We start from the raw sequence: 25,200 nt of genomic DNA on the forward strand, positions 1-25,200 counted from the left end.
GGCCAACGCCGCCGCGCGGGCCGTCGCCGACGCCCGCCCGCAGGCCCCCGCGCGTGCCGCGCGCGGAGCCGAGCGCGACGGCCTCCAGGGCCTGCCCGACGTCAGCGAGCGGACCCGCGCGAAGATCCCCGCGGACGCCCGTCAGCTCGTCCTCGTCACCGGGAAGGCGCGGGACTCCTCCGAGTCCACCGCGGCCCTGTACACGCGCCCGGCGGCCGGGGCCGACTGGGCGAAGAGCGCGAGCTGGCCCGCGCGGAACGGGGCGAAGGGCTGGTCCACGGAGCGCACGTACGGGGACCTGACCTCCCCAGAGGGAGTGTTCGCGCTCACCGACGCGGGCGGGCTGCTGGCGAAGCCGCCGGGCACGAAGTTCCCGTACGACCAGGACGACTCCTTCGTGGCGACCGGGCGCGGGGTGGAGGGCGAGTCCCTGCGGGGTTCCTTCGACTACGTCATCGCCATCGATTTCAACCGCAAGCCGGGGGTGAGCCCGCTCGACCCGACGAAGCCGGAGGGCGAGGACAAGGGCGGCAACATCTGGCTCCACGTGGACCACGACGGCCCCTCACAGGGCTGCGTGGGCATCCCGAAGGACGCGATGAAGAAGGTCCTGGAGACCCTCGACCCGGCGGCGAAACCGGTCATCGTGATGGGCCCGAAGGGCTTCTGAGCCGCCGCATCCGACCGCCCCCGCATCTGACCGCCGTCCGCATCCGACCGCCGCCCGCATCCGCCCGCCGCCGGCCCGCCCGGCCGGCCCGTCACGTCACGGATTCGGAGTCCTCGATCAGCGCTCGGAGCGGTCGCGCTCCAGCTGTTGTCCGGTCCGTGCCGCCGCTCCCGGGCCCGCCCGCCGCCTCGCGTCCTGCCGGCCGTCTTGCCGGCCGTCTCGTCCGCCCCCTTGCCTGACGGACCGTCAGCTATGACGATGGCCCGGCACCGGTATGACGAATCGGCAGGCGAGGACGAGGCGGTTACGGCCCATGGCGCGCGTGTTTCCGGAAGGTCGGCTGGTCTACGGGATGCAGCTCCCGATCCAGTCGCAGAGCACCATCTACGCCGAGCCCTGGGAGGCGGCGGCCGGCGCGGCCGATCTCGCCGCGGTCGCGCGGGCGGCCGACCGGGCCGGCTTCGGCTACCTCGCCACGTGCGACCACGTGGCCATCCCGCGGCGACTGGCCGGCCCCATGAGCACCGTCTGGTACGACCCGGTGGCCACCCTCTCCTTCCTGGCGGGGATCACCGAGAACGTCCGGCTGCTGAGCCACGTGGCGATCCTGGGCCTGCGCCACCCGCTGCTCAGCGCCAAGCAGTACGCGACCGTCGACCACCTCTCCGGCGGCCGGCTGATCCTCGGCGTCGGCGCCGGGCACGTGCAGGAGGAGTTCGAGGTCCTCGGGGTCGACTTCGCGGGCCGCGGGGCGGTGCTCGACGAGACCCTCGACGCCCTGCGCGCGGCCCTCGGGCCGGAGGAGTACCCGGAGTTCGAGGGCGAGCTGTTCTCCTTCAGGGACCTCGGGCAGCTGCCCCGCCCCGCCCAGGCGCGCATCCCCGTCTGGGTCGGCGGATCCTCGCCCGCCGCCGTCCGCCGGGCCGCCGTGCGCGGCGACGGCTGGCTTCCGCAGGGCGACCCGCGCGACGAGCTCTCGGGGCGGATCGCCCGGATCAAGGAGCTCCGCGAGCGGGCCGGGGTCACCGGCCCCATCGAGTTCGGCGCGATCACGGAGCCGCTCTACGTCGGCGAGCCCGGCTGGGACACCGGCCGCCGCACCCTCACCGGCAAGGCGGAGGCGCTCGCCGAGTCGCTGCGCGCGTACAAGGCGCTCGGAGTCGACCAGATCCAGGTCCGCTTCCGCAGTCGCGACCGCGGCGAACTCATCGACCAGATCACGGCGTTCGGGTCCGAAGTGGGCCCCCTACTCAACGACTAGCCACTTAGGGGCAACGCATGGGCAAGCCAGGCAAGCTGGACGGACGCGTCGTCATCATCACCGGTGCGGCGCGCGGCCAGGGCGAGCAGGAGGCCCGCCTCTTCGCCGCCGAGGGAGCCAAGGTGCTCCTCGGCGACGTACTGGACGAGCAGGGCGCGGCGGTGGCCAAGGACATGGGCGAGGACCGGGCCCGGTACGTACGGATGGACGTGAGCCGCGAGGAGGACTGGGCGGCCGCCGTCGCCGCGGCGAAGGAGGCCTTCGGCCCGGTGAACGGCCTGGTCAACAACGCGGGCATCCTGCGCTTCAACGAGCTGACCTCGACGCCGCTGGAGGAGTTCCAGCAGGTGGTCCAGGTCAACCAGGTGGGCGCCTTCCTCGGCATCAAGACGGTGGCCCCCGAGATCGAGGCGGCCGGCGGCGGCACGATCGTCAACACCTCCTCGTACACGGGCCTGACGGGCATGGCCTACGTGGGCGCGTACGCGGCGACCAAGGCGGCGATCCTCGGCCTGACCCGGGTGGCGGCGCTGGAGCTGGCGGCGAAGAACATCCGGGTCAACGCGATGTGCCCGGGGGCCGTGGACACCCCCATGGCCAACCCGGGGCTGCTGGACCCGGAGAACATGACCGACGAGGCCCGCGACGCCATGGCGGAGCTCTACAAGCGCGTGGTGCCGATGGGGCGGGTGGGTCGGCCCGAGGAGATCGCGAAGCTGGCGCTGTTCCTGACGAGCGAGGACTCCTCGTACATCACCGGCCAGCCCTTCGTGATCGACGGTGGCTGGATGGCGGGCGTCAGCATCTTCTGACCGGGGCTCATCTGATGGGGCGTCAGGTATTGACGCTCCGGCCCCCGCGATGGAACAGTCGTGACATCGAATCTGACGCCACGTCAGAAAGAGAAGGACGGTGAACCCCCTTGGAATTCGGGCTCTTTGTGCAGGGATACGTGCCTGAGGCGCGGTCCAAGGTCGACCCCGAGGCAGAGCACAAGGCGCTGATCGAGGAGACCGAGTACGTCATTCAGGCGGACAAGTCCAACTTCAAGTACGCCTGGGCCTCCGAGCACCACTTCCTGGAGGAGTACTCGCACCTTTCGGCGAACGAGGTGTTCCTCGGGTACCTCGCTCACGCCACCGAGCGCATCCACCTCGGATCCGGCATCTTCAACCCGCTGGCCCCGGTCAATCACCCGGTCAAGGTGGCCGAGAAGGTCGCCATGCTCGACCACCTCTCCAAGGGGCGCTTCGAGTTCGGCACCGGCCGCGGCGCCGGCAGCCACGAGATCCTCGGGTTCCTTCCCGGCATCGAGGACATGAACGGCACCAAGGAGATCTGGGAAGAGACCATCGGCGAATTCCCCAAGATGTTCCTCCAGGAGGAGTACGAGGGGTTCCAGGGCAAGCACTGGTCGCTCCCGCCACGGAAGATCTTCCCCAAGCCGTACGGCAAGGCCCACCCGGCCATGTGGTACGCCGCCGGCTCGCCCTCCTCGTACGCCATGGCCGCCAAGAAGGGCCTCGGCGTCCTCGGCTTCAGCGTCCAGAAGGTCTCCGACATGGCCTGGGTGCTGGAGCAGTACAAGACCGCGATCCAGGAGGCGAAGGCCATCGGCGCCTTCGTCAACGACAACGTCATGGTGACCTCGACCGCGATCTGCGCCGAGACCCACGACAAGGCCGTCGAGATCGCCGTCAACGCCAACATGAACCGCTTCCAGTCGCTGGTCTTCCGCTACCACGACACCTTCCCGCGGCCCGAGGCCATCCCGGAGTGGCCCGAAACGCTGCCCGAGTACAACGCGGAGATCATCGAGCTGCTGATCGCCGAGGAGCTGCTGATCTGCGGCGACCCGTCCGAGGTCCGCGCGCAGTGCAAGCGCTGGGAGGAGGCCGGCGCCGACCAGCTCTCCTTCGGCCTGCCGACCGGAGTCTCGTACGAGGACACGATGACCACCATCAAGCTCATCGGCGAGCACGTGATCCCGCACATCGACACCGACCCGGTCCACCGCACCACGCGGTTCCGCGAAAGCGCGTAGCCGCCCGGGGAACGGGGGCGGCGTCTTCCCGGACCGCCGCCCCGCAACCGGCCCCGGCCGGAGGTCGTACGGGGCCCGCGGCCCCCGGACCCCCGACCGGGGCCCTCGGCGGCCCACCCCGCGCCACCGCAAAATCCAGCCCCGCCGGCGTTTGAGGCGCGGGGTCTGGGGCGGAGCCCCAGGAGCGGCGCCGCACACGCACCCCGCACCCCCGCACCCCGCACCGCTACGCGAACACCGGCAGAAGGGACGTCATGCTCGACCACCTGATCAAGGGCGCCACCGTCGTGGACGGCACCGGCGCACCCGCCCGCATCGCCGACGTCGGCCTGCGCGACGGCCGGATAGCCGTCATAGCCCCGCCGGGAACCGTCACCGAAGAGGCCCGGACCAGCGAGGACGCGACCGGCCTCGTCCTGACCCCCGGGTTCATCGACCCGCACACGCACTACGACGCCCAGCTGTTCTGGGACCCCTACGCGACCCCCTCCATGAACCACGGAGTGACCACCGTCGCGGGCGGCAACTGCGGATTCACCCTGGCGCCCCTCAACCCGGCCCGCCCCGAGGACGCCGACTACACCCGCCGCATGATGAGCAAGGTCGAGGGCATGGCCCTGGCGGCCCTCGAAGAAGGCGTCGACTGGACCTGGTCCACCTTCGGCGAGTACCTCGACGCGCTCGACGGCCGGATCGCCGTCAACGCCGGGTTCATGGTCGGCCACTGCGCGCTGCGCCGGCACGTGATGGGCGAGGACGCCGTCGGCGGACAGCCCACCCCCGAACAGATGCGGGCGATGCTCGACCTGTTCCACGACGCCATGAACGCCGGTGCCTGGGGCCTGTCGACCACCCAGTCCTCCACGCACTCCGACGGCTCCGGCGCCCCCGTGGCCTCCCGGCACGCCCGGCCCGCCGAACTCCTCGCCCTCTCCCGGGCGGTCTCCGAACACGAGGGCACCCAGCTCGAAGCCATCGTCGCGGGCTGCCTCGACCAGTTCGCGGACGAGGAGATCGACCTCTTCGTCGAGATGAGCGCGGCCGCCGGACGCCCGTTGAACTGGAACGTCCTGACCATCGACGCCTCCGTCCCCGAGCGCGTGCCGCGCCAGCTCGTCCCGAGCGAGCGCGCCCGCAAGGCGGGCGGCCGCATCGTGGCGCTCACCATGCCGATCCTGACGCCCATGAACATGTCGCTCGGCACGTTCTGCGCGCTCAACCTCATCCCCGGCTGGGGCGAGGTCCTCGCCCTGCCCGTCCCGGAGCGGATCGCGAGACTGCGCGACGCCGGCGTACGGGCCGAGATGCTGCGCCGCGCCGACAGCAAGGAGGCCGGGGTCTTCCGGCGCCTGGCCAACTTCGGGCGCTACGTCATCGGCGACACCTACAGCGAGGCGAACGAGGGCCTGTCCGGCCGCGTGGTCAACGACATCGCGGCCGAACGCGGCCAGGACGCCTTCCACTGCCTGGTGGAGATCTGCGCCAACGACGACCTGCGCACGGTGCTCTGGCCCATGCCCACCGACAACGACCCGGCGAGCTGGGCACTGCGCGCCGAGACCTGGCAGCACGAGGACGTCATGCTCGGCGGCTCCGACGCGGGCGCCCACCTGGACCGCATGTGCGGGGCCCCGTACACGACCCGCTTCCTCGGGGACTGCCTGCGCGGCCGCAAGCTGGTCCCGCTGGAGCAGGCGGTGCGGATGCTCACGGACGACCCGGCCCAGCTGTTCGGGCTGCGCGAGCGCGGCCGGATCACCGAGGGGTTCCACGCGGACCTGGTGCTCTTCGACCCGCAGCGGATCGAGGCCGGACCGGCCACGCTCGTGCACGACCTGCCGGGGGACAGCCCGCGGCTGGACGCGCGGGCGATCGGCATCGTGTCGGTGCGCGTCAACGGCGTGGAGACCATCCGCGACGACGAGATCACGGGGGCGGTCCCCGGGATCGTGCTCCGTTCGGGCCGGGACACGAGGACGGTGAGCACCCGATGAGTCCGGGACGGCCCCAGCGGCTCTACATCGGCGGCGAGTGGGTCGAGCCGGCCGGTGGCCACTACGAGGTGGTCAACCCGGCGGACGAGTCCGTCGTCGGCCTGGCCCCCGAGGCCTCGCGCGCCCAGGTCGAGGACGCGGCGCGCGCCGCGGCCGAGGCCTTCGGCAGCTGGTCGCGTACGAGCCCCGAGGAGCGGGCCGCGATCCTGGACCGGGCCGCCGACATCATCCAGCGGGAGTACGAGCCGTGGGCGGCCCTGGCCCGGGCGGAGACGGGCGCCCCGACCGCGATCGCGCGCGGCATGCAGGTCGGCGTGGGCGTGGCGCGCTTCCGCCGGTACGCGAAGGGCGCGTTGGAGCCGGTCGAGCGCGGACTGCCGCCGCAGGTCACCGAGGCGGGCCCGATGGGCGCGGCGAGCGTGCTCGGCGCGCTGGAGGTGCGCCAGCCGGTCGGGGTCGTCACCTGCATCACCTCGTACAACAACCCGTGGGCCAACCCGGCGGGCAAGGTGGCCCCGGCGCTGGCCATGGGCAACACGGTGGTCGTCAAGCCGGCACCGCAGGACCCGCTGTCGGTGTTCCGGATGGCGGACGCCCTGCACGAGGCCGGGGTCCCGGCGGGCGTGGTGAACGTGGTCTGCGGCACCTCGGTGGAGGTGGGCGAGGCGGCCGTGGACTCCCCGGACGTGGACATGGTGTCCTTCACCGGTTCCACCGGCGTCGGGCAGCGCATCGCCGAGGTCTGCGGGCGCACGATGAAGCGGCAGCTGATGGAGCTGGGCGGCAAGGGCGCGGCGATCGTCCTCCCGGACGCCGACCTGGACGCGGCGGTGATGGGCATCGGCACCACCTTCTCCTTCTACTCCGGGCAGATCTGCACGGCTCCGACCCGGGTGATCGTGCACCGCTCGGTGTACGAGCAGCTGGTGGAGAAGCTGACGGGCTATCTGGCCTTCATGAAGGTCGGCGACCCGGCGGTGCGGGGCACGGTGGTGGGCCCGGTCATCTCGGCGGCGCACCGGGACCGCGTGGAGTCGTACGTGGAGCTGGGGAAGAAGGAGGGCGCGCGGATCGCCTTCGGCGGCGAGCGCCCGGTGGTCGGGGAGGGCGCGGCCGCGGGCAAGGGCTTCTACGTGGCCCCGACCCTGCTGGTCGACTGCACCAACGACATGCGCGTGGTCCGGGAGGAGATCTTCGGACCGGTCGTCGTGGTCGTCCCCTTCGACGGTGACGGCGACGGCGGCGAGGACGAGGCGGTGGCGCTGGCCAACGACAGCGACTTCGGCCTGATCAGCTACGTGTGGTCCGGGGACGCGGCGCGCGCCTTCCGGGTGGCGCGGCGGCTGCGGGCGGGCGGGGTCGGCGTCAACACCATCGGGCGGAACATGGAGGCGCCGTTCGGCGGCTTCAAGCGCAGCGGGGTGGGCCGGGACGTGGGCTCGTACGCGCTGCACGCGTACAGCGAGATGCAGTCGATCGTCTGGTCGGGCTGACGGCTGCGGGGCTGCGGGGCTGCGGGGCTGGGGGCGCCGGGGCGGGATCCGAGTCGGTGAAAGTCACACGGGAAAGCTTGGAAACGCCCAAAACGGACATGGCTGCGGTTTCCGCATATCGGAAGGTGATGTCCGCTGCCTGTTGAATCGCGCCCGGATGTGAAATGAACCTTGTATTGCGAGCTCGTTAAGCGTTTTCGGTTCAAGTTTCAAAGGCCATTCCGGCTGGATCTATGTGGACTCAAGTCCTCCAGATGTGGAAAACGCAGCGTCTACCGTCCTTCCCATGACACAGCTCGACGTTCGGCCCCCGGTCGGTGACCCGGTAAGCGGCGCCGCCCCCGAGGGCGGCGCCGACGGTGATGTCCGCGGCAAGGGCCTGGGCAAGGGCTCCGTCGGCCTGGTGGGAAGCGCCGTCATCGGCATCTCCACCGTCGCCCCGGTCTACTGCCTGACCTCCACCCTCGGCTCCACCGCCGGCGAGGTCGGCGTCCAGATGCCGGCCGTCTTCCTGGCCGGCTTCCTCCCGATGCTGCTGGTCGCCTTCGCGTACCGCGAGCTCAACAAGGCCGTGCCGGACTGCGGCACCTCGTTCACCTGGACCGTGAAGGCCTTCGGTCCCCGGATCGGCTGGATGTGCGGCTGGGGCCTGGTGATCGCCACGATCATCGTGCTCTCCAACCTGGCCGGCGTCGCCACCTCCTACTTCTGGCTGCTGGCCGGCGAGATCACCGGCAACGCGGCGATCTCCGCCCTCGACGACGACAAGCTCGTCCACATCACCACCTGCCTGACGCTGATCGCCGTGGCGACCGCCATCAGCTACCGCGGCATGACGGCCACCAAAGGCGTCCAGTACGCGCTGGTCGGCCTCCAGCTCGTCGTCCTCGCGATCTTCGTCGCCATGGCCTTCCAGAAGGCCTCGGCCGGCACCTTCGACACCGGCCTGGACTTCTCCTGGCAGTGGATGAACCCCTTCGCGGTCGAGTCCATGGCGGCCTTCACCGCCGGACTCTCGCTCTCGATCTTCATGTACTGGGGCTGGGACGCCTGCCTGGCCACCAACGAGGAGACCACCGGCTCCGAGAAGACCCCCGGCCGGGCCTCGCTCATCGCGATGCTCGTCCTCGTCGGTTCGTACCTCGCCACCGGCATCGCGGCGCAGATGGCCGTCGGCTCCGGCACCGTCGGCTTCGGCCTCGGCAACCCGGAGACCTCCGGCAACGTCTTCGCCGCCCTCGCCGGCCCGGTGATGGGCCCAGCGCTCGGCATCCTGCTCTTCGTCGCCGTCCTCGCCTCCGCCACGGCCTCGCTCCAGACCACCTTCATCCCGGTGGCCCGCACCGTCCTGGCCATGTCCACCTACGAGGCGCTGCCGGCCTCGTACGCCAAGGTCCACCCGAAGTTCAAGACCCCCGGCCGCGCCACCGTCATGGCGGGCGTCGCGACCGGTGTCTTCTACACCGTGATGACCCTGGTCAGCGAGAACGTCCTGACCGACACGATCTTCGCGCTCGGCCTGATGATCTGCTTCTACTACTCCCTGACGGCCTTCGCCTGCGCCTGGTACTTCCGCGGCGACCTGCGCACGTCCGCCCGCGACCTGTTCTTCAAGGGCGTCTTCCCGGTCCTCGGCGGCCTGCTGCTCGCCGTCGTCTTCTTCAAGACCCTGATCGACATGTGGAACCCGTCGTACGGCTCCGGCTCCACGGTCCTCGGCGTCGGCAGCGTCTTCGTCATCGGCGTCGGCCTGCTGGCCCTCGGCCTGGTCGTCATGTTCGTCACCGAACGCCGCAGCCCGGCCTTCTTCCGCGGCGAAGTCCTGACGAAGTCCACCCCGGCCCTGGTCGTCGAGGACTGACCCCACCCCCTCCGCCCCTTTGCCGTGTCATGCCCGTGGCCCCGGATCGATCCCCGATCCGGGGCCGCGGGGCGTCGTGGCCCGCTTGCTGGACTCGGCCGACATCCCGTCGAGCCATCTGCCGGGAAGCCGACACCGCATCGTGCGACTCGCCGACGTCCTCGCGTTTCAAGAGCAGCGGGCACGCCGCCGAGAGGGTCGTCGACGTATCGCCGAGGCGGCGGAAGACGCTGGGCTGTCGTACTGAACGGCCTGAGCGAGGGGGTTCCGATGCGTGTCTTCGTCGATACGAACGTGCTGTTCCCGTTCTCCGACAGGGCGCGGCTGGGCGTCCGGGTCCTTGACCCGGACACGTACCTCTGCGAGCTGCACGCACAGTGGCCGAAGGAGGTCTTCGCCACCGTGACCGGGTTGGCGGCGGGCAAGCGGAACCCGCCGTTGACGTTCGGCGACGTCCTGGCCAGGCTGGGCAAGGCGGGGTGGACGCGATTCGCGGACCGACTGGGGCTGACCGGTGACCCGTAGCGGCGTGGGGTCGTTGGGCGGGGCATGAACGCCATCAAGCGCAGCCTTGCCGCACTGGTCCTGTCCGGGGGAGCGGCCCTCGCCCTCACCCCCGCCGTCGCGCACGCCGCCGACGAGCCCGCCCTCCAGGGGCCCCCGATCACCCAGCGCGTCGGCGAGATCGTCGACCACCCCGGGGGCGCCGTCAGGGACGCGAAGACGGCGGTGGAGGTCACCGCCTCGGCCGCCGGGTCCGCGTCGAAGGCCACCGACGCCTCGCTCGCCGGAGCCGGGACGGCCCTGTCCGCCGGCCTGCCGAAGACGCCGAAGGTGAAGGCCGGCTGAGCTCAGGCCGTACTCGCCGAGGTCTTCGGGGTCGCCGGGGTCTCCGAGGTCGCCAGGGTCTTCGGGGTCGCCGGGGTCTCCGGGGTCCGGGTCACCAGCACCAGCGGGATCTCCCGGCCGGCCGCCGCGGCCGCCGCGTCCCGGTACGCCGCGTACGAGGGCATCGCGGCCACCACCACCGGCCACAGCCGCTCCGCCTCCGCCGGGGTCGCGGGGCGGGCGGTCGCGGGGAAGGTCTCCGTGCCGACCTGGAGGGTGACCGCCGGGTCGGCCACCAGGTTCAGGTACCAGGCCGGGTGGCGGTCGGCTCCGGCGTTGGACGGTGTCAGGACGTACGCCGCAGCCGCCCCGGTGCGCTCCCGGGCGGCCCCGGCGTCGTCGCCGACCGCGTCCGTGCCCGTGTCGGCGCCCGTGCTCGCGTCCGGGCCCGTGTCCGTGCCCGTGCCCGTGCCCGCGTCCGGGCCCGTGTCCGCGTCCGGGCCCGTGTCCGTGTCCGTGTCCCGTACGTACGCCAGTGCCGTGCGCCGCAGCACCCTGGAGCGGCGCCCCCGCGTGGTCAGCAGCAGATCGCTGATCCCGGGGCGCGGCTGCCCGCCGGTCTCCTCGAAGCGGCGGATGTGGTCGGCGACCCAGGGGTTCGGGCTGTCGGTGCGGGCGGGAAACCGGGCCGGGGCCGCATCCCGGGCCGTGTGCGCATCCCGCGCCGTGGCCGCATCCCGCGCCGTGGCCCGGGCCGTGGGACCGGTCATGAGGCCGTCACCCCCGCGTGCACGTGGTGCACGGTCGGGGACAGGGCCTCGTCCAGGACCGCCCGCGCGAAGTCCGCGTTCGTGATCCGGGCCTCGGCGTCGGCCGCCGCGAAGGCGTAACCGTCCCGGGGGTCCTCCTCGGCGGTGAAGTCACCGGCCGGGCTCAGGACCGCCCAGTCCAGGCCCGCAGGCGCGGCCGCCCGCAGGGCCTCGGTACCGGCCGCGTGGCCGACGTAGAACTCCCGCCACTCCTGCGGGTACCCCGGGGTGTCCATCAGCAACGCCCCGGACTCCGTGGGCAGGACCGACGCCAGCCCGACGGACACGAGGCGCCGTACCCCGGCCTCGGGCAGGCCCGCCGCGAGGGCGCGGGCCGCCGCCGGGAAGAACGCGCCCGGGACGGCCCCCATGTCGTACACCGCCGCGACCGCCACGTCGTGCCCGGCGGCGAGCCGCGCCACGTCCGCCGCCGAGGGGACGTCCCCGTCGCCCCGCCCCGCCTCGGTGACCTCGTACCCCCGCGCCCGCGCCTCGGCGACGACGGCCCGGCCGACGCGGCCCCGTGCGCCGAAGACGATGAACTTCCCGGATTCCTTCTGCTTCTGCGTCATGCCACGGACCCTAGGGGGAGGGCTGGTTACCGATCGGATACCGGCCTACGGTGTGGATCATGACGCAGACGCCGCCGCTCACGCCCCCGTCTCAGGTCCCGGTCCCGCCCCTGGACCCGGAGATGTTCGACCCCGTCTGCCCTTCGCCCTTGGTGCCGTTCAAGATCGGCGACAAGTGGGCCACGCTGATCCTGCGCTGCCTCCAGGACGGCCCCCGCCGCTTCTCGGAGCTCAAGGTCCCGCTGCGCGAGATCACCGCCAAGTCCCTGACGCAGTCATTGCGCGGACTGGAACGGGACGGCTTCGTGGCGCGCACCGAGTACGAGGGCCCCGCGCGCCGCGTCGAGTACGCGCTCACCCCGCTGGGGCGCGGCCTGCTGGGCCCGCTGGACGCGGCGTGCGAGTGGACGCGCGAGCACTGGGACGAACTGCTGGACGCGCAGGAGGCGGGGGGCGCCGGCGGCGACTCGGCCTAGGGCCTGTATCCGGTGCTGCCGCAGCCGCTCGGGATACGGCCCGGCCGACCAGCCGATCGCTCCCGCTTCCCTCCTGCTCCCGTTCTCGATGTGTCGTACACCCAGTCGTACAACCATCAGCGCGGCTGGTGGGTCTCGTACCGCGAAAGAACGTTTCCCAGGGGGTTTTGTCTGTGAAGTTGTCCCGGATCGCCGCGGCGGTCACCACTGCCGCTCTGGCTCCTGTCGTCCTCATCGCGTCACCGGCCTTCGCCGCCGGCGAGGAGACCGCCACGGCCACCCACCCGACGTCTCCGACCGCACCCGACCGGGCGGCGGGAGACCAGGCCGACACGGACCAGGCCGGCAAGGACCAGGCGGAGCAGGACCGCAAGACCATCCGCGCGATCATCGCCGATCCGATGGCCAGCCAGTACATGAAGGAAGCCGGTCAGAAGGCCATGGCCGAGGGTCCCGCGGCCATGCGGAAGTTCATCGAGACCGACCAGCACAAGATCCGCCTCGACGACTACCGAGTGCTGATCGGCCGCCTCCTGAACGGTGCCGGTCCCGGCCTCAAGGAAGGCATCAACCAGCTCCTCCGGAACGACAGCGGGAACCTGGAGCAGCTGCGCCGCTTCTACGAGGTCACTCAGCACGAGCTGCGCGACGACGACAACAAGGTCGACATCTCAAGGCTGATCGGCGCCGGCGGCTCCCAGGTGAGGGAAGAGGGCAAGAAGGCCCTCAAGGGCACTCCCGCCGACCGCACCGCCTTCCTGCAGACGGGGCGGTACCTCGCGCAGGCCTCCGACGACCGGGTCGAGCTCGCCCGCATCGACGAGGCCTGGGACGGCCCCATCCTGAGCAAGGAGATCGGCAAGCTCCTCAGGGGTTCCGCGACCCCGGCCGAGCTGCGCCATTTCCTCGAGGTGACCCAGTACACGCTGCGCGACGAGGACAACCGCATCGCGATCGCGCAGATCCTCGACGGCGGGGGCACGGAGCTGATCAAGGCCGGCCGCGCCGCGCTGCACGGCACCGCCGCCGACCGCACCGAGTTCCTGAAGACGGGCCAGCACGAGGCCCGCGCCAAGGACAAGAAGGCGCAGCAGGAGAACGGCAAGGACCAGGGCAAGGACCAGGGCAAGGACCAAGGCACGGGCCAGGGCACGGGCCAGCAGGGCCAGAACAACGCCGGAACCGGCACCGGTTCGGGCGCTGGCACCGGCACGGGCTCCGGCTCCGGGACGACCACCGGCAACACCGCCGTTACGCCCCAGGGCGGCAGCGGCGCCCACCTCGCCGCCACCGGCGCGGGTGACTCGGCTCTGATCGCGGGCGGTGCGGGCACCGCACTCGTCGCCGGTGCGGGCCTCCTGCTCGCCGCGCGGATGCGCCGCGCCGCTTCCGCGCGCTGAGCCGACGGCCGCCGACGGTCGGGGACCGTCGGCGGCCGGACACGTGCTCGGTGGGCCGACGGAGTCGGCCGGTAGGACCTCGTCCTCCGGGACGACCGCGCACGCCCGGCCGGGAGGGCGCGATCGGCTACTTCCAGGGGTCCTCGAAGTCGTACGCGACACAGCCCAGCTCCCCGCAGCTGCGTATGCGTGTCCCTTAGGCCCTCGATGCCCTTGCCGATGTCCGCCCAGCCGGCGGCGGACACCTCCTCGGCCCGCTCCGGTTCCATTTTCGGTATGGCGAGGGAGGAGGCGGCGGCCACCTGGTGCAGGCCCGTGTCGAGCAGTTCGAGGGCCTTCGTCCACGATTCCATCGTCTGCGCGTTGGGGATCCGGGCGTACGCCTTGGCCTCTTGCAACTGGGTGGAGAGGAAGCTCAGGTCGATGACGTACTTGCCCGCCTCATGGTCGGCGTACACGCTCCTCGCCGCCGAGATCGTGAGGTTCACCCGTTCTTTGCCGCCGGACTGCCACCACTGGATGACGCCCACGCCGCTGGGCGTCGGCGCGGGCGCGGTGTAGGTCGGGGCGGGCTTGAAGCTCACGTGCGTGTCCGGCGGCTTGCTCTCGGGCTCACCGCCGCAGCCGGCGAGCAGGATCGAGCCGACGGCGGCCAGTACGAGTAAGCGGGCACGCATGCTTCCCCCAAGGGTGGTCGGATACTGCTTCGAGTCAGTCTTTGCGTCCGGTCGCGGCGACGGTGACGCCGAGACCGATCATCGCGAGCCCACCGGCCCCGCCGATCGCGGAGAGCCGCTGCGGCGACCGCGAGAACCAGCTACGGGCGGTCGCGGCGACCATGCCCCAGGCGCTGTCGCAGACCACCGCGATGAGGTTGAACACCAGCCCCAGAAGCAGCATTTGGGCCGTCACGTGGCCCTGGTCGCGGTCCACGAACTGCGGGAGGACGGCGGCGAAGAACACGATGGTCTTGGGGTTGGCCACCCCGACGGCGAACCCCTCCCACAACGACCGCCACGTCCCGTACTCGGCCCCGCCCGCCCCGAACTCCGCCTGAAGGGTGCGCCGCTGCCGGAAGGCCTTCACCCCGAGGTACACGAGGTACGCGGCGCCCGCGAGCTTGAGCGCGGTGAACACGATCACCGACCGCTCCACCAGAGACCCCACGCCGAAGGCCACGGCCACGACGAGCACGTAGGCACCCAGCGTGTTCCCGGCCACCGTCGTCAGCGCCGCCCGCCATCCCTGGGACAACGCCCGCCCGATGACGAAGAGCACGCTCGGCCCCGGAATGACGATCAGCAGCAACGACATCGCGGCGAAGGCGAGCAGTCGGTCGATGGACACCATGCGGGTCATCGTTCCGGACGGGTGCCGGGCAGGGAAGGGGTTTTCGGGTGGGGATGGTGGCGGGGCGGGGCGGGGCGGGGCGGGGCGGGGGTGTCGGTGGGTGTTGGGCTGAGGGGCTGGCGGGGGTGTTGACGGCGACTCGGGAGGCCGGGGCTTTGGCTGCGGCCTATCGGGTGCGTTGATGGTCCCTGGGGGCGTCCCGGAAGTCCAGCGTCCTTCCGGGGTGGGCCGGTCCGTCAAGAGCGCTCCTCCTTCGTCGTCGCGTCGCTGCGTGATGGCCTTCGGCCACTCTTGACTGACCGACCCACCCCGGAACGCCACAAGACTTCCGGGATCCCCCCGGGGGATGGCCTGGGGGTGACAGACGGAGGGACGGCCGTGGCCAGGGATGTGCGGGCCTGGTCCCGCCGGTCAGCCGAAGGTTTCTCCGGTCGGGACCGCCCCGCCTGCCCGGGGCCGGGGGCGCGGGACCCCCGGGACACCCCCACGGGGCCCATCGAGGCCCCTTCCCGGCGCTCCGCCCGCCAACCCGCACGAGAGGTCGTTCCAGTGGTCATCTGGGGCCCTGAGGCGCGTCAGATCGCTACACAGTTGCTGTCGGCTCAGCGACTGCGGCCCGGCAGGGGCTGGACATAGGCCGCCCGCCCTGGGAAAGCGTCTGAGGTGATGGGGCGGCGACAAGGCCGGCCGTGGGAGCCGCGCGAACCGCCGACCTGCGGGCGAGCCGCTTGTACCGCGCCTGCGGCCGGTCTCCTCGTCGCCTGACTACCGCAACCGCCCACCGTGCCGCCCACCGTGCCGTGTGCCGCCTGCCGCCTGCCGCCTGCCGCCTGCCGCCTGCCGCCTGCCGTGTGTGCGGCCGTTCACCAGCCGAGCCCCAGACGGTGGTCAGTCGCTATGCCGAGAGTGACCGTGTAGCGATCTGGCGCGCCTCAAGGCATCGGAGGGCGGTCTTGTCGTCCTGTTGTGCGGGTTGGCGGGCGGAGCACCGGGAAGGGGCCTCGATGGGCCCCGTGTGGGTGTTCCGGGGGTCCCGCGCCCCCGGCCCCGGGCAGGCGGGGTGGTCCTGAGCGGCTGGGGTGCGGCTGACCGGCGGGACCGTGGCATTGAGGGCTGTGATCCGGCCGTCCCTCCGTCTGTCATCCCCAGGCCATCCCCCGGGGGGATCCCGGAAGTCTTGTGGCGTTCCGGGGTGGGTCGGTCAGTCAAGAGTGGCCGAAGGCCATCGCGCAGCGACGCGACCGAAGGGAGCGCTCTTGACGGACCGACCCACTCCGGAAGGACGCTGGACTTCCGGGACGCCCCCAGGGACCGTCAACGCACCCGACAGGCCGCAGCTCAGGCCCCCGTGACTCCGCTTACGAACGTGGCCCAGGAGCCGGGTGTCACCGCCAGTTCGGGTCCGGCGTCCACCTTCGAGTCCCGGATGTGGACGGCGTCGGTGCAGGCCGCGACTTCGACGCAGTTGTCACCTTGACTACCGCTGCACGTGGACTTGTGCCAGGGCAGGGCGACCTCGACGCAGCTGCCGCTGTAGCTCGACTTCTGCCACGACAGGGCCACCTCCACGCAGTTGTCGCCCTCGCTGCCGCTGTAGCTGCTCTTGAACCACCGGAGTCCGGAGCTGTTCACAGGGATCCTCGCAATCGCATCAACAGGCCCGCACTGTCCGCGGGATTGAGGGCCTGGATGCGAAGTTTGGCATACCGCTGGTGGAGCACGCTGACGTCTTTCGGGTCATAGATGACCCGGCCCGTCTTCTGGCCCTCGCTGTACCCCAGCCACTCGTGATCCTCGGTTTCGAGGAGACAGAAGGTGCCATCGGGGCCCGCGTGTACCGGGCTGACCGTCGGCATGATCTGGAGATCAACATTGGGTAACCTGCCGCACTCCAGCAGGTGGTCGATCAGCTCGCGCGTCACCTCCGGGCCACCCGTCTGCCGCTCGATCACCGCCTGCTCGATGATGAAGCTGAATGCGATGAACGGCGTCCTGCGCAGCAGGGCCTGGCGGCCCAGCCGGAGAACGACGCGGGCCTCGGCGTCCTCCGGTGTCGCCAGCGGGGGTACGTCCCTGATCTGTGCCCGCGCGTACGCCTCCGTCTGGAGCAGGCCGGGGATCGAGCGGCACTCGTACGTGTTGAGGGCGATCGCCCGTTCCTCCAGCTCCGCCCACAGCCGGAACCACTTCGCGAGCCCCCGCCGTCGGGTCAGCTGGTTCGCCGCGATGCGGATGACGCCGAAGGCGTCCAGTTTCTCCTCCACCCGGTCGACGAACTTCGTCGACGGGTGACGGCGGCCCTGCTCCACGGACCCGATGTACTGCACCGAGTAGCGGATCAGGGGAGCGAGCTGTTCCTGCGTCAGGCCGGCCCGTTTGCGGAAGGCCTTGACCGTGTCGCCGAAGTTCCTCAGGTCGGCGTCGGGCTCGACCTCGCCGTCACCGCTGTCATCGACCCTCGCCATGGAGGTCACCTCCCCGCAGCTATGTTCACTGTCGGTGACCGAGACTGTCCAGAGCGCGAACTCGTACAGTTGAAAAGTAGCGGTTCGGTTGCTGTGGAACACCCCCCTTACCGCGGGACGTTGTCCTCATGACAGCGCCCTCAGGATCCCCCGCATCCCTCGTACGCGTGTTCACGCAGCGTTTCACCTGCACCCGTCGCGGTGCCCGGCTGGCCCGCCAGTTGGCTCTTGTCGAGCTGCACGGGTGGGGCGTCGCCGACCGCACGAGGCTCTCCGAGGAGGCCGGGCTCCTCGTCGCCGAGCTCGCCGCCAATGCCGTGACCCAAGGGCGGGTCACCGGACGGGACTTCGAGCTGCGGATCACCCTCTTTTCCGGGACCCTGCGCATCGAGGTGTCCGATGCCCGCCGTGACCGGCGACCGGTCGTGCGGCCCCGTTCGTACCAGGCGGGCGGCGGCTACGGGATGAGGATCGTCGACGCCGTCGCTGCCGACTGGGGGTCGTGGACCGGGTGGTCGGGAAGACGGTCTGGGCGGAGTTGAAGCGCTAGGGCCCTTCTCCGCCCGGACGGTTTCGGCTCAGTAGCTGGTCGGGAGGTAGGTGTGGCAGTAGCCGTCGCCCGCGCTGCGGCCGCTGTAGTACGGGTCGCCCTCGAACATCAGCATGTCGCCGGTCTTCGGGCCCACGATGCCGTCGGGGTTCAGGCTGCCGCCCGTGCCGTTTTGGACGCCGACGACGGCCTGGCGGGTCTTCGGGCCCCATACGCCGTCCTCGGCGACCTTGGCGACACCCCAGTAGCGGCCTCGGTCGATCGCGTAGTTGATCATGTGCTGCACGCACCACACCGCGTGGGTGTTGTTCGTGTAGCCGTTGCCGATGTACGGGGCGGTGGTCGAAGCGCTCGCGCTGCCGGCCGTCATCACGCCGGTGAGCAGGGCGGCGGACGCCGCGAGCACGGCGATCTGGGAAGTGAGCTTCCTGAACATGCGTGTCTCCTGTGGCAGTCGGAAGGTCAGCAGCCGCGCGAGATCTGCTTGGTGCCCACGTACAGGTCGCCCCCCCAGTTGAGGTCGACCGTCGTGCCGCCTCCGCCCGTCGTGTTCGAAGCCCACACCGCGTATCCGTTCTGGTTGTAGAGCACGAAGTTGCCGTCCTGCTGGTACGTCGCGTGGTTGGCGCCCGATCCGTAGGTGTTCGTTGCCCAGCACGGCGTGCGGGTGACGTCGCCTTGGGTCGGGTCGCCGCTGATGCGGTACTCGACGAGGTTGCCGTCGGGCTGCATCGTCACCAGCCAGAAGGTGTTGCTGCCGGTGGTGCGGATGATCGAGTCCCCCACGTTGAGGGTCTGGCCGCGGTACAGGGCAGATGTGACGTTCGCCGCCGAAGCGGTTCCGGCCAGGCCGACGAGGGATGCGGCCGCCGCAGCGATCGCGATGAGCATTTTGGTCGTCTTGCGCATGGAGTTCACGAATCCATCCCCGTTGATGCCGTTGCCACGCCTGCTCGTGGCCGGCTTGATGGAACGAGCATGGGCGAGGCCTCCAACGGGCCTCCAACGGGCCACCAACAGGGAACTAGCCGGGGCGCCTGTTGTGCGCACCCGCACCCGCACCCGCCCCCGCCGCCGCAGCCCCCGCCGCAGCGTCAGGGCGCGGCGGGGGAGGCGGCGGATCCGGTCAGTGGGCCGGCTCACGCAGGGGACGTGCTCCCGCCGTGCGCGGAGATGTCCCGCCACCGTGGGAGCCGGTCGTCCGGGGTCTCCGGGCTCGAGAAGTGGAACGGGACTCCCAGGTGGGCCGCGAGGGCGGTGCCGGCGCGGGTGGCGGCGGCGTGCGGACGCAGGGGGCCGGGGTCGGCGCCCTCGGCTTCGAGGGCGCGGGCGCCCGTACGCCAGTAGACGGTGGCCAGGTGGTGTTCCCCGGCGGGTTCCTCGGTGAGGGCTTAGAGCACCACGAACCAGTCGTGCACGGTGTCCCCGTCCCAGACGGCCTCGACCGCCGCCACGCGCGCCGGGATGTCGGCGGCGCGGGCGGCGAGGGATTCCAGGTCGAGCGGGGAGTCGGGGGTCCGGGCCACCTGGTCGCCGAAGTGCGCGTAGCGGGCCGAGACGAGCTCTTGGGCGAGGTTGAGGCCCACGCCCTGGGCGCGGCCCGCCTCCCACACGATGCGGACGGCGTGCAGCGGCCGGTCCTGGAGGACGTACCCGTCCGCCTCCCGGCGGATTCCCTCCGGGAGGCGCTCCCACCAGTCGGTGCCGTCGGCTCTGTCGGTCATGGCGATGTCTCCGGGACGAAGAGGCTGACCTGGTACGTGGTCGGGTGCACCAGGCGGCCGCAGGAGGTGTCGATCCGCAGCAGGTTCGGGTCGCTCACGGTGCCCTCGGCGGAGAGGCGGCGGATGTACGCCCGCAGTTCCGCCTGGTCTCCCGTCGAGAACAGCGGCTCCCAGCGGCCGGGGGTGTCCGCCGTCCGCCGGTGGGCCCGCTCCCCGCTGCGCTTGCGCTTTCGCTGTCCCGGCATGAGGTCATTCTCCGGGCGTGCGGGCGGCGTTGACCAACGGGTTTCGCGCGGGTCCGGGGGCAGCGGTTCGAGCATCCGGAGTCCGGAGTCCGCCGGTGCGGAGGTCCGGACGCCCGGCCGATCGGATCAGAGGAACTGGGCGAACTGGTCGAGGATGCCGAGGATCTCCGACTCGCCCGCCGAGGGGAGCTGGAGGACGACCTCCTCGATGCCCAGGTCCGTGTAGTGGGCGATCTTGCCGGGGCTGGGCTGGACCGCGTACGGGACCACTTGGAGGGATTTCGGGTCGCGGCCGGCGGCTTCCCAGACTTGGCGCAGGACGGGCAGGGACTCCGTCAGGCCGCCGCCGCCGATCGGGAGCCAGCCGTCGCTGTGGTCGGCGATGGCCGCGAAGAGCTTCGGGCCGGCCTGGCCGCCGATCAGGGTGCGGGGACCGTACAGCGGGACGCCCGGGGCGAGTTCGCGCGGGGCCTGGACGGGCTTGGGGTGGGCGGAGCTGGCCCGGACGGAGGAGAACTCGCCCACGTACGCCGTGGGCTGCGGGGACCACAGTGCCCGCATCAGGGCCATGTGGTCGCGGACCAGTTCGCGGCGGGTGCCCCACTCGACTCCGTGGTCGGCGGCTTCCTCCACGTTCCAGCCGTAGCCGATGCCGAGGGTGAAGCGGCCGCCGGACAGGTGGTCCAGCGTGGCGATCTGCTTCGCGAGGTCGATCGGGTCGTGCTGGGCCACGAGCGTGATGCCGGTGCCGAGTCGGAGCGACTCGGTGACGGCGGCCGCCTGGCCGAGGGCCACGAAGGGGTCCAGGGTGCGGCCGTACATCTCGGGGAGCTCGCCGCCCATGGGCGCGGGCGTGACGCGGGCGGCCGGGATGTGGGTGTGCTCCGGGAGGTAGAGGCCGGAGAACCCGCGTTCCTCAAGGGCGCGGGCCAGGCGTACGGGAGAGATCGTGCGGTCGGTGAGGAAGACGGTCGTGGCGATCCGCATGTGCGCTGGCACCTCCGAGACGTGGGAGGGCCACGGTACGGCTTCGCGTGCGAGGAGGGCAGGGGCGCGTGTCGGCCAGGCCCGGGCGGGCCGGGGACCGCCGAGGCCGTGCCGCCGGGCCGGGCAGCGCGCGCCGAGACGGTGCCGCCGGGCCGGTGGCCGAGCCGGAGGCCGCCGAGGCCATGACCCCGAGGCCATGACGCCGAGGCCGGGCCGGAGGCCGCCGGGGCGGTGTCGCCGCCGGTCAGCCTCGGGGGTAGCGGGTCAGCCAGCCCGGGGAGGAGAGGGACGGGCCGTGGAGGGCGGGGCCCTGGGTCATCTCCAGGGCGAAATCGTCGGCGAGCTCCAGAATCGTGGCGCGGCCTTCGAGCTCCGCGAGCCAGCCCGCCGGAAGGGCGGTCTCGCCGTGCTGGGCGCCGAGCAGGGCCCCGCACAGCGCGCCGGTGGCGGTGGAGTCGCCGCCGTGGTTCACGGCGAGGCGCAGTCCGTGGGCCACGTTCTCGGCGACGAGGGCGCAGTACACGGCGATGGCGAGGACCTCTTCGGCGTCGCGGCCCGGATGGCTGGATAGCCCGGCGTGGTCCTTGCCGGGGGACAGGGCCTCGACCGTCTTCGGGGACGGGGCGCCGAGGGTGACGGCCGCGAGCGCGCGTTGCAGGGCGTCGGTGACGGGCTGGTGGCCGGGGCGGGCACCGAGCAGGCCGAGCGCGCGCTGGACGGCGGAGTCGAGGGACTCGCCCCGGGTCAGGCCGTGGACGATGACGGCGAAGGCACCGGCCGAGAGGTACGCCGTGGGGTGCCCGTGGCTCTGCGCGGCGCATTCGACGGAGAGCTGGAGGACGAGGGCGGACTCCCAGCCGACCAGCAGTCCGAAGGGCGCGGAGCGGGTGGCGGCGGCCGCGTCCAAGGAGGTGGGGTTCTTCGGCTGGTCGGGGGTGCCGAGGAGGGGGTCGGCGAAGCCGGTCAGGCAGGCGCGGGCGGGGTCGCGGCGGGTGTAGAGCCACTCCTGTTGCGCGAGCCAGCCGTTGTCCTGGCGGCGCTCGTCGGGACCCCAGTCGTGCTGGGTGGCCGCCCAGCGGAGGTACGCGCGGTGGACGTCGGTCGGCGGGTGCCAGGCGCCGGTGTCCCGGCGGACGTGGGCGCGGATGAGGCCGTCGACGGTGAAGAGGGTGAGCTGGGTGGCGGCGGTGATGCTGCCCCTGCCCTGGCCGGGGGGCACGTGGCCGTGGTTCAGGCCGTGGCCCTGGCCCTGGCCTCGGCCCTGGCCCTGACCTCGGCCCTGGCTCGGGGTGGCCGGTTCCGTCAGGCCGGCCAGGCCGTGGGCTTCGTGGATGGCGTCGAGCGTGAGGGCGGCCACGGGGGCGCCGAGGGCGTCGCCGAGGGCGGAACCGAGGAGGGCTCCGCGGACGCGGCTGCGGAAGTCCTGCTGCTCGGCGCGTCCCCACAGACCGGTGGTGACGGCGCTGCGACCGCTGAGGGTGTCTCCGGCGGTGGGGCCGGTGGCGGGACCGAGGCCGGTGTCCGTGCCGGTGCCCGTGCCCGTTCCCGCCGTGGGGAGGGGGGCGGCCGTGCCGGCCAGGCCTTGTTGCGTCCCGGACGTTTCCGTCGCCGTGTCCATTCCGATCCCCCCGGACTGCCCGCGCGTGCTCTCGCGTGCTCTGGCGGCACTGTAGTGGACAGGATCGGTCGGGTCCGGAAGTAGTCGGTCATGCGGCGGGTATCCGGGCCGGGAACGGCCGGATCCAGTCGGTCCCGACGGGGGCCTTTCGGGGCCTGCTCCCGGCCCGGGGGCCGGCCCCCGGACCCGCGCTGGCGGGGCCAGGGGCCGATCCCTTCGGCCGACCCCTTCCCGTACCCGTCAGTCCAGGACCGGGAGCAGTTCCGGCAGATGGCCGTCCGAGGCGCGGGCCGCCGCCTGGCGCTCCTCGGCGACCTCGCCGTAGAGGGTCGTACGGGCCTTCGCCGGGCGGCCCGCCGCTCGCGCCACCGCGATCAGGTCCTGGACGGACTTGTACGAGCCGTAACTCGACCCCGCCATGCGGGAGATGGTCTCCTCCATCAGCGTGCCGCCCAGGTCGTTCGCCCCCGAGCGGAGCATTTCGGCCGCGCCCTCCGAGCCCAGTTTCACCCAGCTGGTCTGGATGTTGGTGATGTGCGGGTGCAGCAGGATCCGCGCCATCGCCGTCACCGCCCGGTTGTCGCGCACCGTCGGACCGGGGCGGGCGATGCCCGCCAGGTACACGGGGGCGTTGGTGTGGATGAAGGGCAGCGTCACGAACTCCGTGAAGCCCTCCACCCCCTTCGCCCGCGCGTCCTGCTGCATGCGGGCCAGCGTGCGGAAGTGGCCGAGCCAGTGCCGGGGCTGGTCCACGTGCCCGTACATCATCGTGGAGGAGGAGCGGATGCCCAGCTCGTGGGCGGTGGAGACCACGTCGATCCAGTCGGCCGTGGGCAGCTTCCCCTTGGTGAGGACCCAGCGGACCTCGTCGTCCAGGATCTCCGCCGCCGTGCCCGGGATGGAGTCGAGGCCGGCCTCCTTGGCCGCCGTCAGCCAGTCGCGCACCGACATGCCGGTGCGCGTCGCGCCGTTGACCACCTCCATGGGGGAGAAGGCGTGCACGTGCATGCCGGGGACCCGGGCCTTCACCGCCCGCGCGATGTCGAAGTAGGCCGTCCCGGGCAGGTCCGGGTGGATGCCGCCCTGCATGCACACCTCGACCGCGCCCACGTCCCAGGCCTGGGCGGCCCGGTCGGCGACCTGGTCGAGGGAGAGCGTGTACGCGTCCGCGTCGGTGCGGCGCTGCGCGAAGGCGCAGAAACGACAGCCGGTGTAACAGACGTTGGTGAAGTTGATGTTGCGCGTGACGATGTAGGTGACGTCGTCGCCGACCACCGATGCGCGCAGGTCGTCCGCGATCCGGCAGAGCGCGTCCAGCGCCGGGCCGTCCGCGTGGAGCAGGGCGAGGGCCTGGTCGTCGCTGAGCCGCGTCGGGTCGTCGGCGGCCTGCGCGAGCGCCGCCCGTACGTCCGTGTCGATGCGCTCGGGAACCATCCCGGGCGCCGCCGCCTCGCGCAGGGCGTCCCAGTCGCCGTAGACGTGGTCGAAGTCCTCGCGCCGGTCGCCGGTACGGCCCTGCGTGTCGATGGTGGTGTGCAGATCGGTGCGGCCGTACGCCGTGAAGCCCTCGTCCGGTTCCTGCCACGGTCGGCCCTCGACGGTCGCGGACTCGTTCGCGAGGCCCGTCCCGGCATCGGCAAGTGCCCGTACGTGCGGCAGCAGCCGGGGGTCCAGCCACGGTTCGCCGCGCAGCAGGAACTCCGGGTAGATCGTGAGGCGTTCGCGCAGCTCGAAGCCGGCGGCGGCGGTGCGCTCGGCCAGGTCGTCGATGTGCGGCCAGGGGCGCTCGGGGTTGACGTGGTCGGGGGTGAGCGGGGAGACCCCGCCCCAGTCGTCGATGCCGGCGCCGATGAGCAGCGCGTACTCGGCGTCGGCGAGGTTCGGCGGGGCCTGGATGCGGGCGGACGGGCCGAGGATGAGGCGGGCCACCGCGATGGCCGCGGCCAGCTCCTCCAGCTCGGCGTCGGGCATCGCGCGCATGGCCGTGTCCGGCTTGGCGCGGAAGTTCTGGACGATGAACTCCTGGATGCCGTGGTAGCTGCGCTGGATCCGGCGGAGCTCGAAGAAGGCGTCCGCGCGCTCCTCGTAGGTCTCGCCGATGCCGATCAGTACGCCGGTGGTGAAGGGGACGTTGGAGCGGCCCGCGTCCTCCAGGGCGCGCAGCCGGACGGCCGGGTCCTTGTCGGGGGAGCCGTGGTGCGGGCCGCCGGGCTCGGACCACAGGCGGGTGGCCGTGGTCTCCAGCATCATGCCCATCGACGGGGCGACGGGCTTGAGGCGCTGGAGCTCGGACCAGGTCATGACACCGGGGTTGAGGTGGGGGAGGAGACCGGTCTCCTCCAGCACGCGGATGGCCATGGCGCGGACGTAGGCGAGGGTGTCGTCGTAGCCGTGCGCGTCGAGCCACTCGCGGGCCTCGGGCCAGCGGTCCTCGGGCCGGTCGCCGAGCGTGAACAGGGCTTCCTTGCAGCCCATGGCCGCGCCCTGGCGGGCGATGTCGAGGACCTCGTCGGGGGACAGGTACATGCCGTGCCCGGCCCGGCGGAGCTTGCCCGGGACGGTGACGAAGGTGCAGTAGTGGCACTTGTCGCGGCACAGCCGGGTGAGGGGGATGAAGACCTTGCGCGAGTACGTGATGACGCCGGGCCGGCCGGCGGCTTCGAGTCCGGAGTCCCGTACGCGGGCGGCGGAGGCGGCGAGGTCCTTCAGGGCCTCGCCGCGCGCCTGTAGGAGTACGGCCGCCTCGGTCGCGTCGAGCGCGACGCCGTCGCGGGCGCGGCGGAGCGCGCGGCGCATCGAGTTCTCGGTCGGAGCGTCACTCGGAGTGGTCATGGGCCGAGCATACGATCCGCT

Annotated in this window: 25 protein-coding genes; 13 read left to right on the top strand and 12 right to left on the bottom strand. The window is 72.0% G+C overall.

Annotated features, from left to right (window positions below; translation table 11 throughout):
• The 9 genes from J7E97_RS20725 to J7E97_RS20765 all read left to right on the top strand — a co-directional run.
• Positions 1-670: hypothetical protein (locus J7E97_RS20725; protein WP_251054883.1), on the top strand; the 670-nt coding region annotated here is incomplete at its 5' end.
• Between the two features lie 313 nt (positions 671-983).
• The gene (locus J7E97_RS20730) at positions 984-1,931 is read left to right on the top strand and encodes an LLM class F420-dependent oxidoreductase (RefSeq protein ID WP_215029381.1); all 948 of its coding nucleotides are present in this window, start codon (positions 984-986) and stop codon (positions 1,929-1,931) included.
• 17 nt (positions 1,932-1,948) lie between these two features.
• Complete coding sequence (locus tag J7E97_RS20735; protein WP_215029383.1) at positions 1,949-2,743, top strand: SDR family NAD(P)-dependent oxidoreductase; 795 nt, start codon at positions 1,949-1,951, stop codon at positions 2,741-2,743.
• Between the two features lie 110 nt (positions 2,744-2,853).
• Positions 2,854-3,975 (top strand): LLM class flavin-dependent oxidoreductase, encoded by a 1,122-nt coding sequence (locus J7E97_RS20740; RefSeq protein WP_215029385.1) that lies wholly within the window; start codon positions 2,854-2,856, stop codon positions 3,973-3,975.
• A gap of 254 nt (positions 3,976-4,229) precedes the next feature.
• The gene (locus J7E97_RS20745; protein ID WP_215029388.1) at positions 4,230-5,969 is read left to right on the top strand and encodes an amidohydrolase family protein; all 1,740 of its coding nucleotides are present in this window, start codon (positions 4,230-4,232) and stop codon (positions 5,967-5,969) included.
• Positions 5,966-7,462 carry an aldehyde dehydrogenase family protein gene (locus tag J7E97_RS20750; protein ID WP_215029391.1) on the top strand — a complete coding sequence of 499 codons (1,497 nt, stop codon included), beginning with the start codon at positions 5,966-5,968 and terminating at the stop codon, positions 7,460-7,462. Before J7E97_RS20745 ends, J7E97_RS20750 begins: the two co-directional genes overlap by 4 nt.
• 286 nt (positions 7,463-7,748) lie before the next feature.
• Positions 7,749-9,323 carry an APC family permease gene (locus tag J7E97_RS20755; RefSeq protein WP_215029394.1) on the top strand — a complete coding sequence of 525 codons (1,575 nt, stop codon included), beginning with the start codon at positions 7,749-7,751 and terminating at the stop codon, positions 9,321-9,323.
• Positions 9,324-9,593: 270 nt separating this feature from the next.
• On the top strand, positions 9,594-9,848 hold the full coding sequence (locus tag J7E97_RS20760; RefSeq protein ID WP_215029395.1) for a hypothetical protein: 255 nt from the start codon (positions 9,594-9,596) through the stop codon (positions 9,846-9,848).
• Positions 9,849-9,872: 24 nt separating this feature from the next.
• Complete coding sequence (locus J7E97_RS20765) at positions 9,873-10,172, top strand: hypothetical protein (RefSeq protein WP_215029396.1); 300 nt, start codon at positions 9,873-9,875, stop codon at positions 10,170-10,172.
• A 2-nt stretch (positions 10,173-10,174) separates the two neighbouring features.
• Here J7E97_RS20765 and J7E97_RS20770 read toward each other — a convergent pair whose 3' ends face one another.
• Positions 10,175-10,921, bottom strand: a complete 747-nt coding sequence (locus tag J7E97_RS20770; RefSeq protein ID WP_215029397.1) for a nitroreductase/quinone reductase family protein — start codon at positions 10,919-10,921, stop codon at positions 10,175-10,177.
• Positions 10,918-11,532, bottom strand: coding sequence for an NAD(P)-dependent oxidoreductase (locus tag J7E97_RS20775; protein WP_215029398.1), 615 nt, complete (start codon positions 11,530-11,532; stop codon positions 10,918-10,920). Before J7E97_RS20775 ends, J7E97_RS20770 begins: the two co-directional genes overlap by 4 nt.
• Positions 11,533-11,591: 59 nt before the next feature.
• On the opposite strand from J7E97_RS20775, the gene J7E97_RS20780 reads away from it, so the two are divergent.
• From J7E97_RS20780 to J7E97_RS20790, 3 genes are all read left to right on the top strand, one after another.
• Positions 11,592-12,008, top strand: coding sequence for a helix-turn-helix domain-containing protein (locus J7E97_RS20780; RefSeq protein WP_215029399.1), 417 nt, complete (start codon positions 11,592-11,594; stop codon positions 12,006-12,008).
• 173 nt (positions 12,009-12,181) lie between these two features.
• Entirely contained in the window at positions 12,182-13,408 is a 1,227-nt protein-coding gene (locus J7E97_RS20785; protein WP_215029400.1) for an ALF repeat-containing protein, read from the top strand.
• Positions 13,409-13,831: 423 nt separating this feature from the next.
• Entirely contained in the window at positions 13,832-13,969 is a 138-nt protein-coding gene (locus tag J7E97_RS20790) for a hypothetical protein (RefSeq protein WP_215029401.1), read from the top strand.
• Positions 13,970-14,119: 150 nt separating this feature from the next.
• Here J7E97_RS20790 and J7E97_RS20795 read toward each other — a convergent pair whose 3' ends face one another.
• From J7E97_RS20795 to J7E97_RS20805, 3 genes are all read right to left on the bottom strand, one after another.
• Positions 14,120-14,767, bottom strand: a complete 648-nt coding sequence (locus J7E97_RS20795) for a LysE family translocator (protein ID WP_215029403.1) — start codon at positions 14,765-14,767, stop codon at positions 14,120-14,122.
• A gap of 1,329 nt (positions 14,768-16,096) precedes the next feature.
• Positions 16,097-16,390 (bottom strand): DUF397 domain-containing protein, encoded by a 294-nt coding sequence (locus J7E97_RS20800; protein WP_215029405.1) that lies wholly within the window; start codon positions 16,388-16,390, stop codon positions 16,097-16,099.
• Positions 16,387-17,223: a helix-turn-helix transcriptional regulator gene (locus J7E97_RS20805; protein WP_215029408.1), complete on the bottom strand. Its 837-nt coding sequence runs from the start codon at positions 17,221-17,223 to the stop codon at positions 16,387-16,389. The genes J7E97_RS20800 and J7E97_RS20805 overlap by 4 nt, the downstream gene beginning before the upstream one ends.
• 128 nt (positions 17,224-17,351) lie before the next feature.
• On the opposite strand from J7E97_RS20805, the gene J7E97_RS20810 reads away from it, so the two are divergent.
• Positions 17,352-17,765, top strand: coding sequence for an ATP-binding protein (locus J7E97_RS20810; RefSeq protein ID WP_308346602.1), 414 nt, complete (start codon positions 17,352-17,354; stop codon positions 17,763-17,765).
• Positions 17,766-17,801: 36 nt separating this feature from the next.
• Here the strand turns inward: J7E97_RS20810 and J7E97_RS20815 are convergent, their stop codons facing one another.
• The 7 genes from J7E97_RS20815 to J7E97_RS20845 all read right to left on the bottom strand — a co-directional run bounded on the left by J7E97_RS20815 (position 17,802) and on the right by J7E97_RS20845 (position 25,179).
• Positions 17,802-18,209, bottom strand: coding sequence for a peptidoglycan-binding protein (locus tag J7E97_RS20815; protein WP_215029411.1), 408 nt, complete (start codon positions 18,207-18,209; stop codon positions 17,802-17,804).
• A 26-nt stretch (positions 18,210-18,235) separates the two neighbouring features.
• Positions 18,236-18,691, bottom strand: a complete 456-nt coding sequence (locus tag J7E97_RS20820; protein WP_215029414.1) for a hypothetical protein — start codon at positions 18,689-18,691, stop codon at positions 18,236-18,238.
• Between the two features lie 473 nt (positions 18,692-19,164).
• Positions 19,165-19,497, bottom strand: coding sequence for a hypothetical protein (locus J7E97_RS36830; RefSeq protein WP_308346603.1), 333 nt, complete (start codon positions 19,495-19,497; stop codon positions 19,165-19,167).
• The gene (locus J7E97_RS20830; protein WP_215029416.1) at positions 19,494-19,742 is read right to left on the bottom strand and encodes a hypothetical protein; all 249 of its coding nucleotides are present in this window, start codon (positions 19,740-19,742) and stop codon (positions 19,494-19,496) included. The genes J7E97_RS36830 and J7E97_RS20830 overlap by 4 nt, the downstream gene beginning before the upstream one ends.
• Positions 19,743-19,868: 126 nt before the next feature.
• A complete protein-coding gene (locus J7E97_RS20835) occupies positions 19,869-20,729 on the bottom strand; it encodes an LLM class F420-dependent oxidoreductase (RefSeq protein ID WP_215029419.1) in 861 nt (286 codons plus the stop codon).
• Positions 20,730-20,973: 244 nt separating this feature from the next.
• Positions 20,974-22,347 carry an ADP-ribosylglycohydrolase family protein gene (locus J7E97_RS20840; RefSeq protein WP_215029422.1) on the bottom strand — a complete coding sequence of 458 codons (1,374 nt, stop codon included), beginning with the start codon at positions 22,345-22,347 and terminating at the stop codon, positions 20,974-20,976.
• 240 nt (positions 22,348-22,587) lie between these two features.
• Entirely contained in the window at positions 22,588-25,179 is a 2,592-nt protein-coding gene (locus tag J7E97_RS20845) for a bifunctional FO biosynthesis protein CofGH (protein ID WP_215029424.1), read from the bottom strand.
• Positions 25,180-25,200 lie beyond the last annotated feature (21 nt).

The organism is Streptomyces sp. ISL-66 (genome assembly GCF_018614135.1).
Classification (GTDB): Bacteria; Actinomycetota; Actinomycetes; order Streptomycetales; family Streptomycetaceae; genus Streptomyces.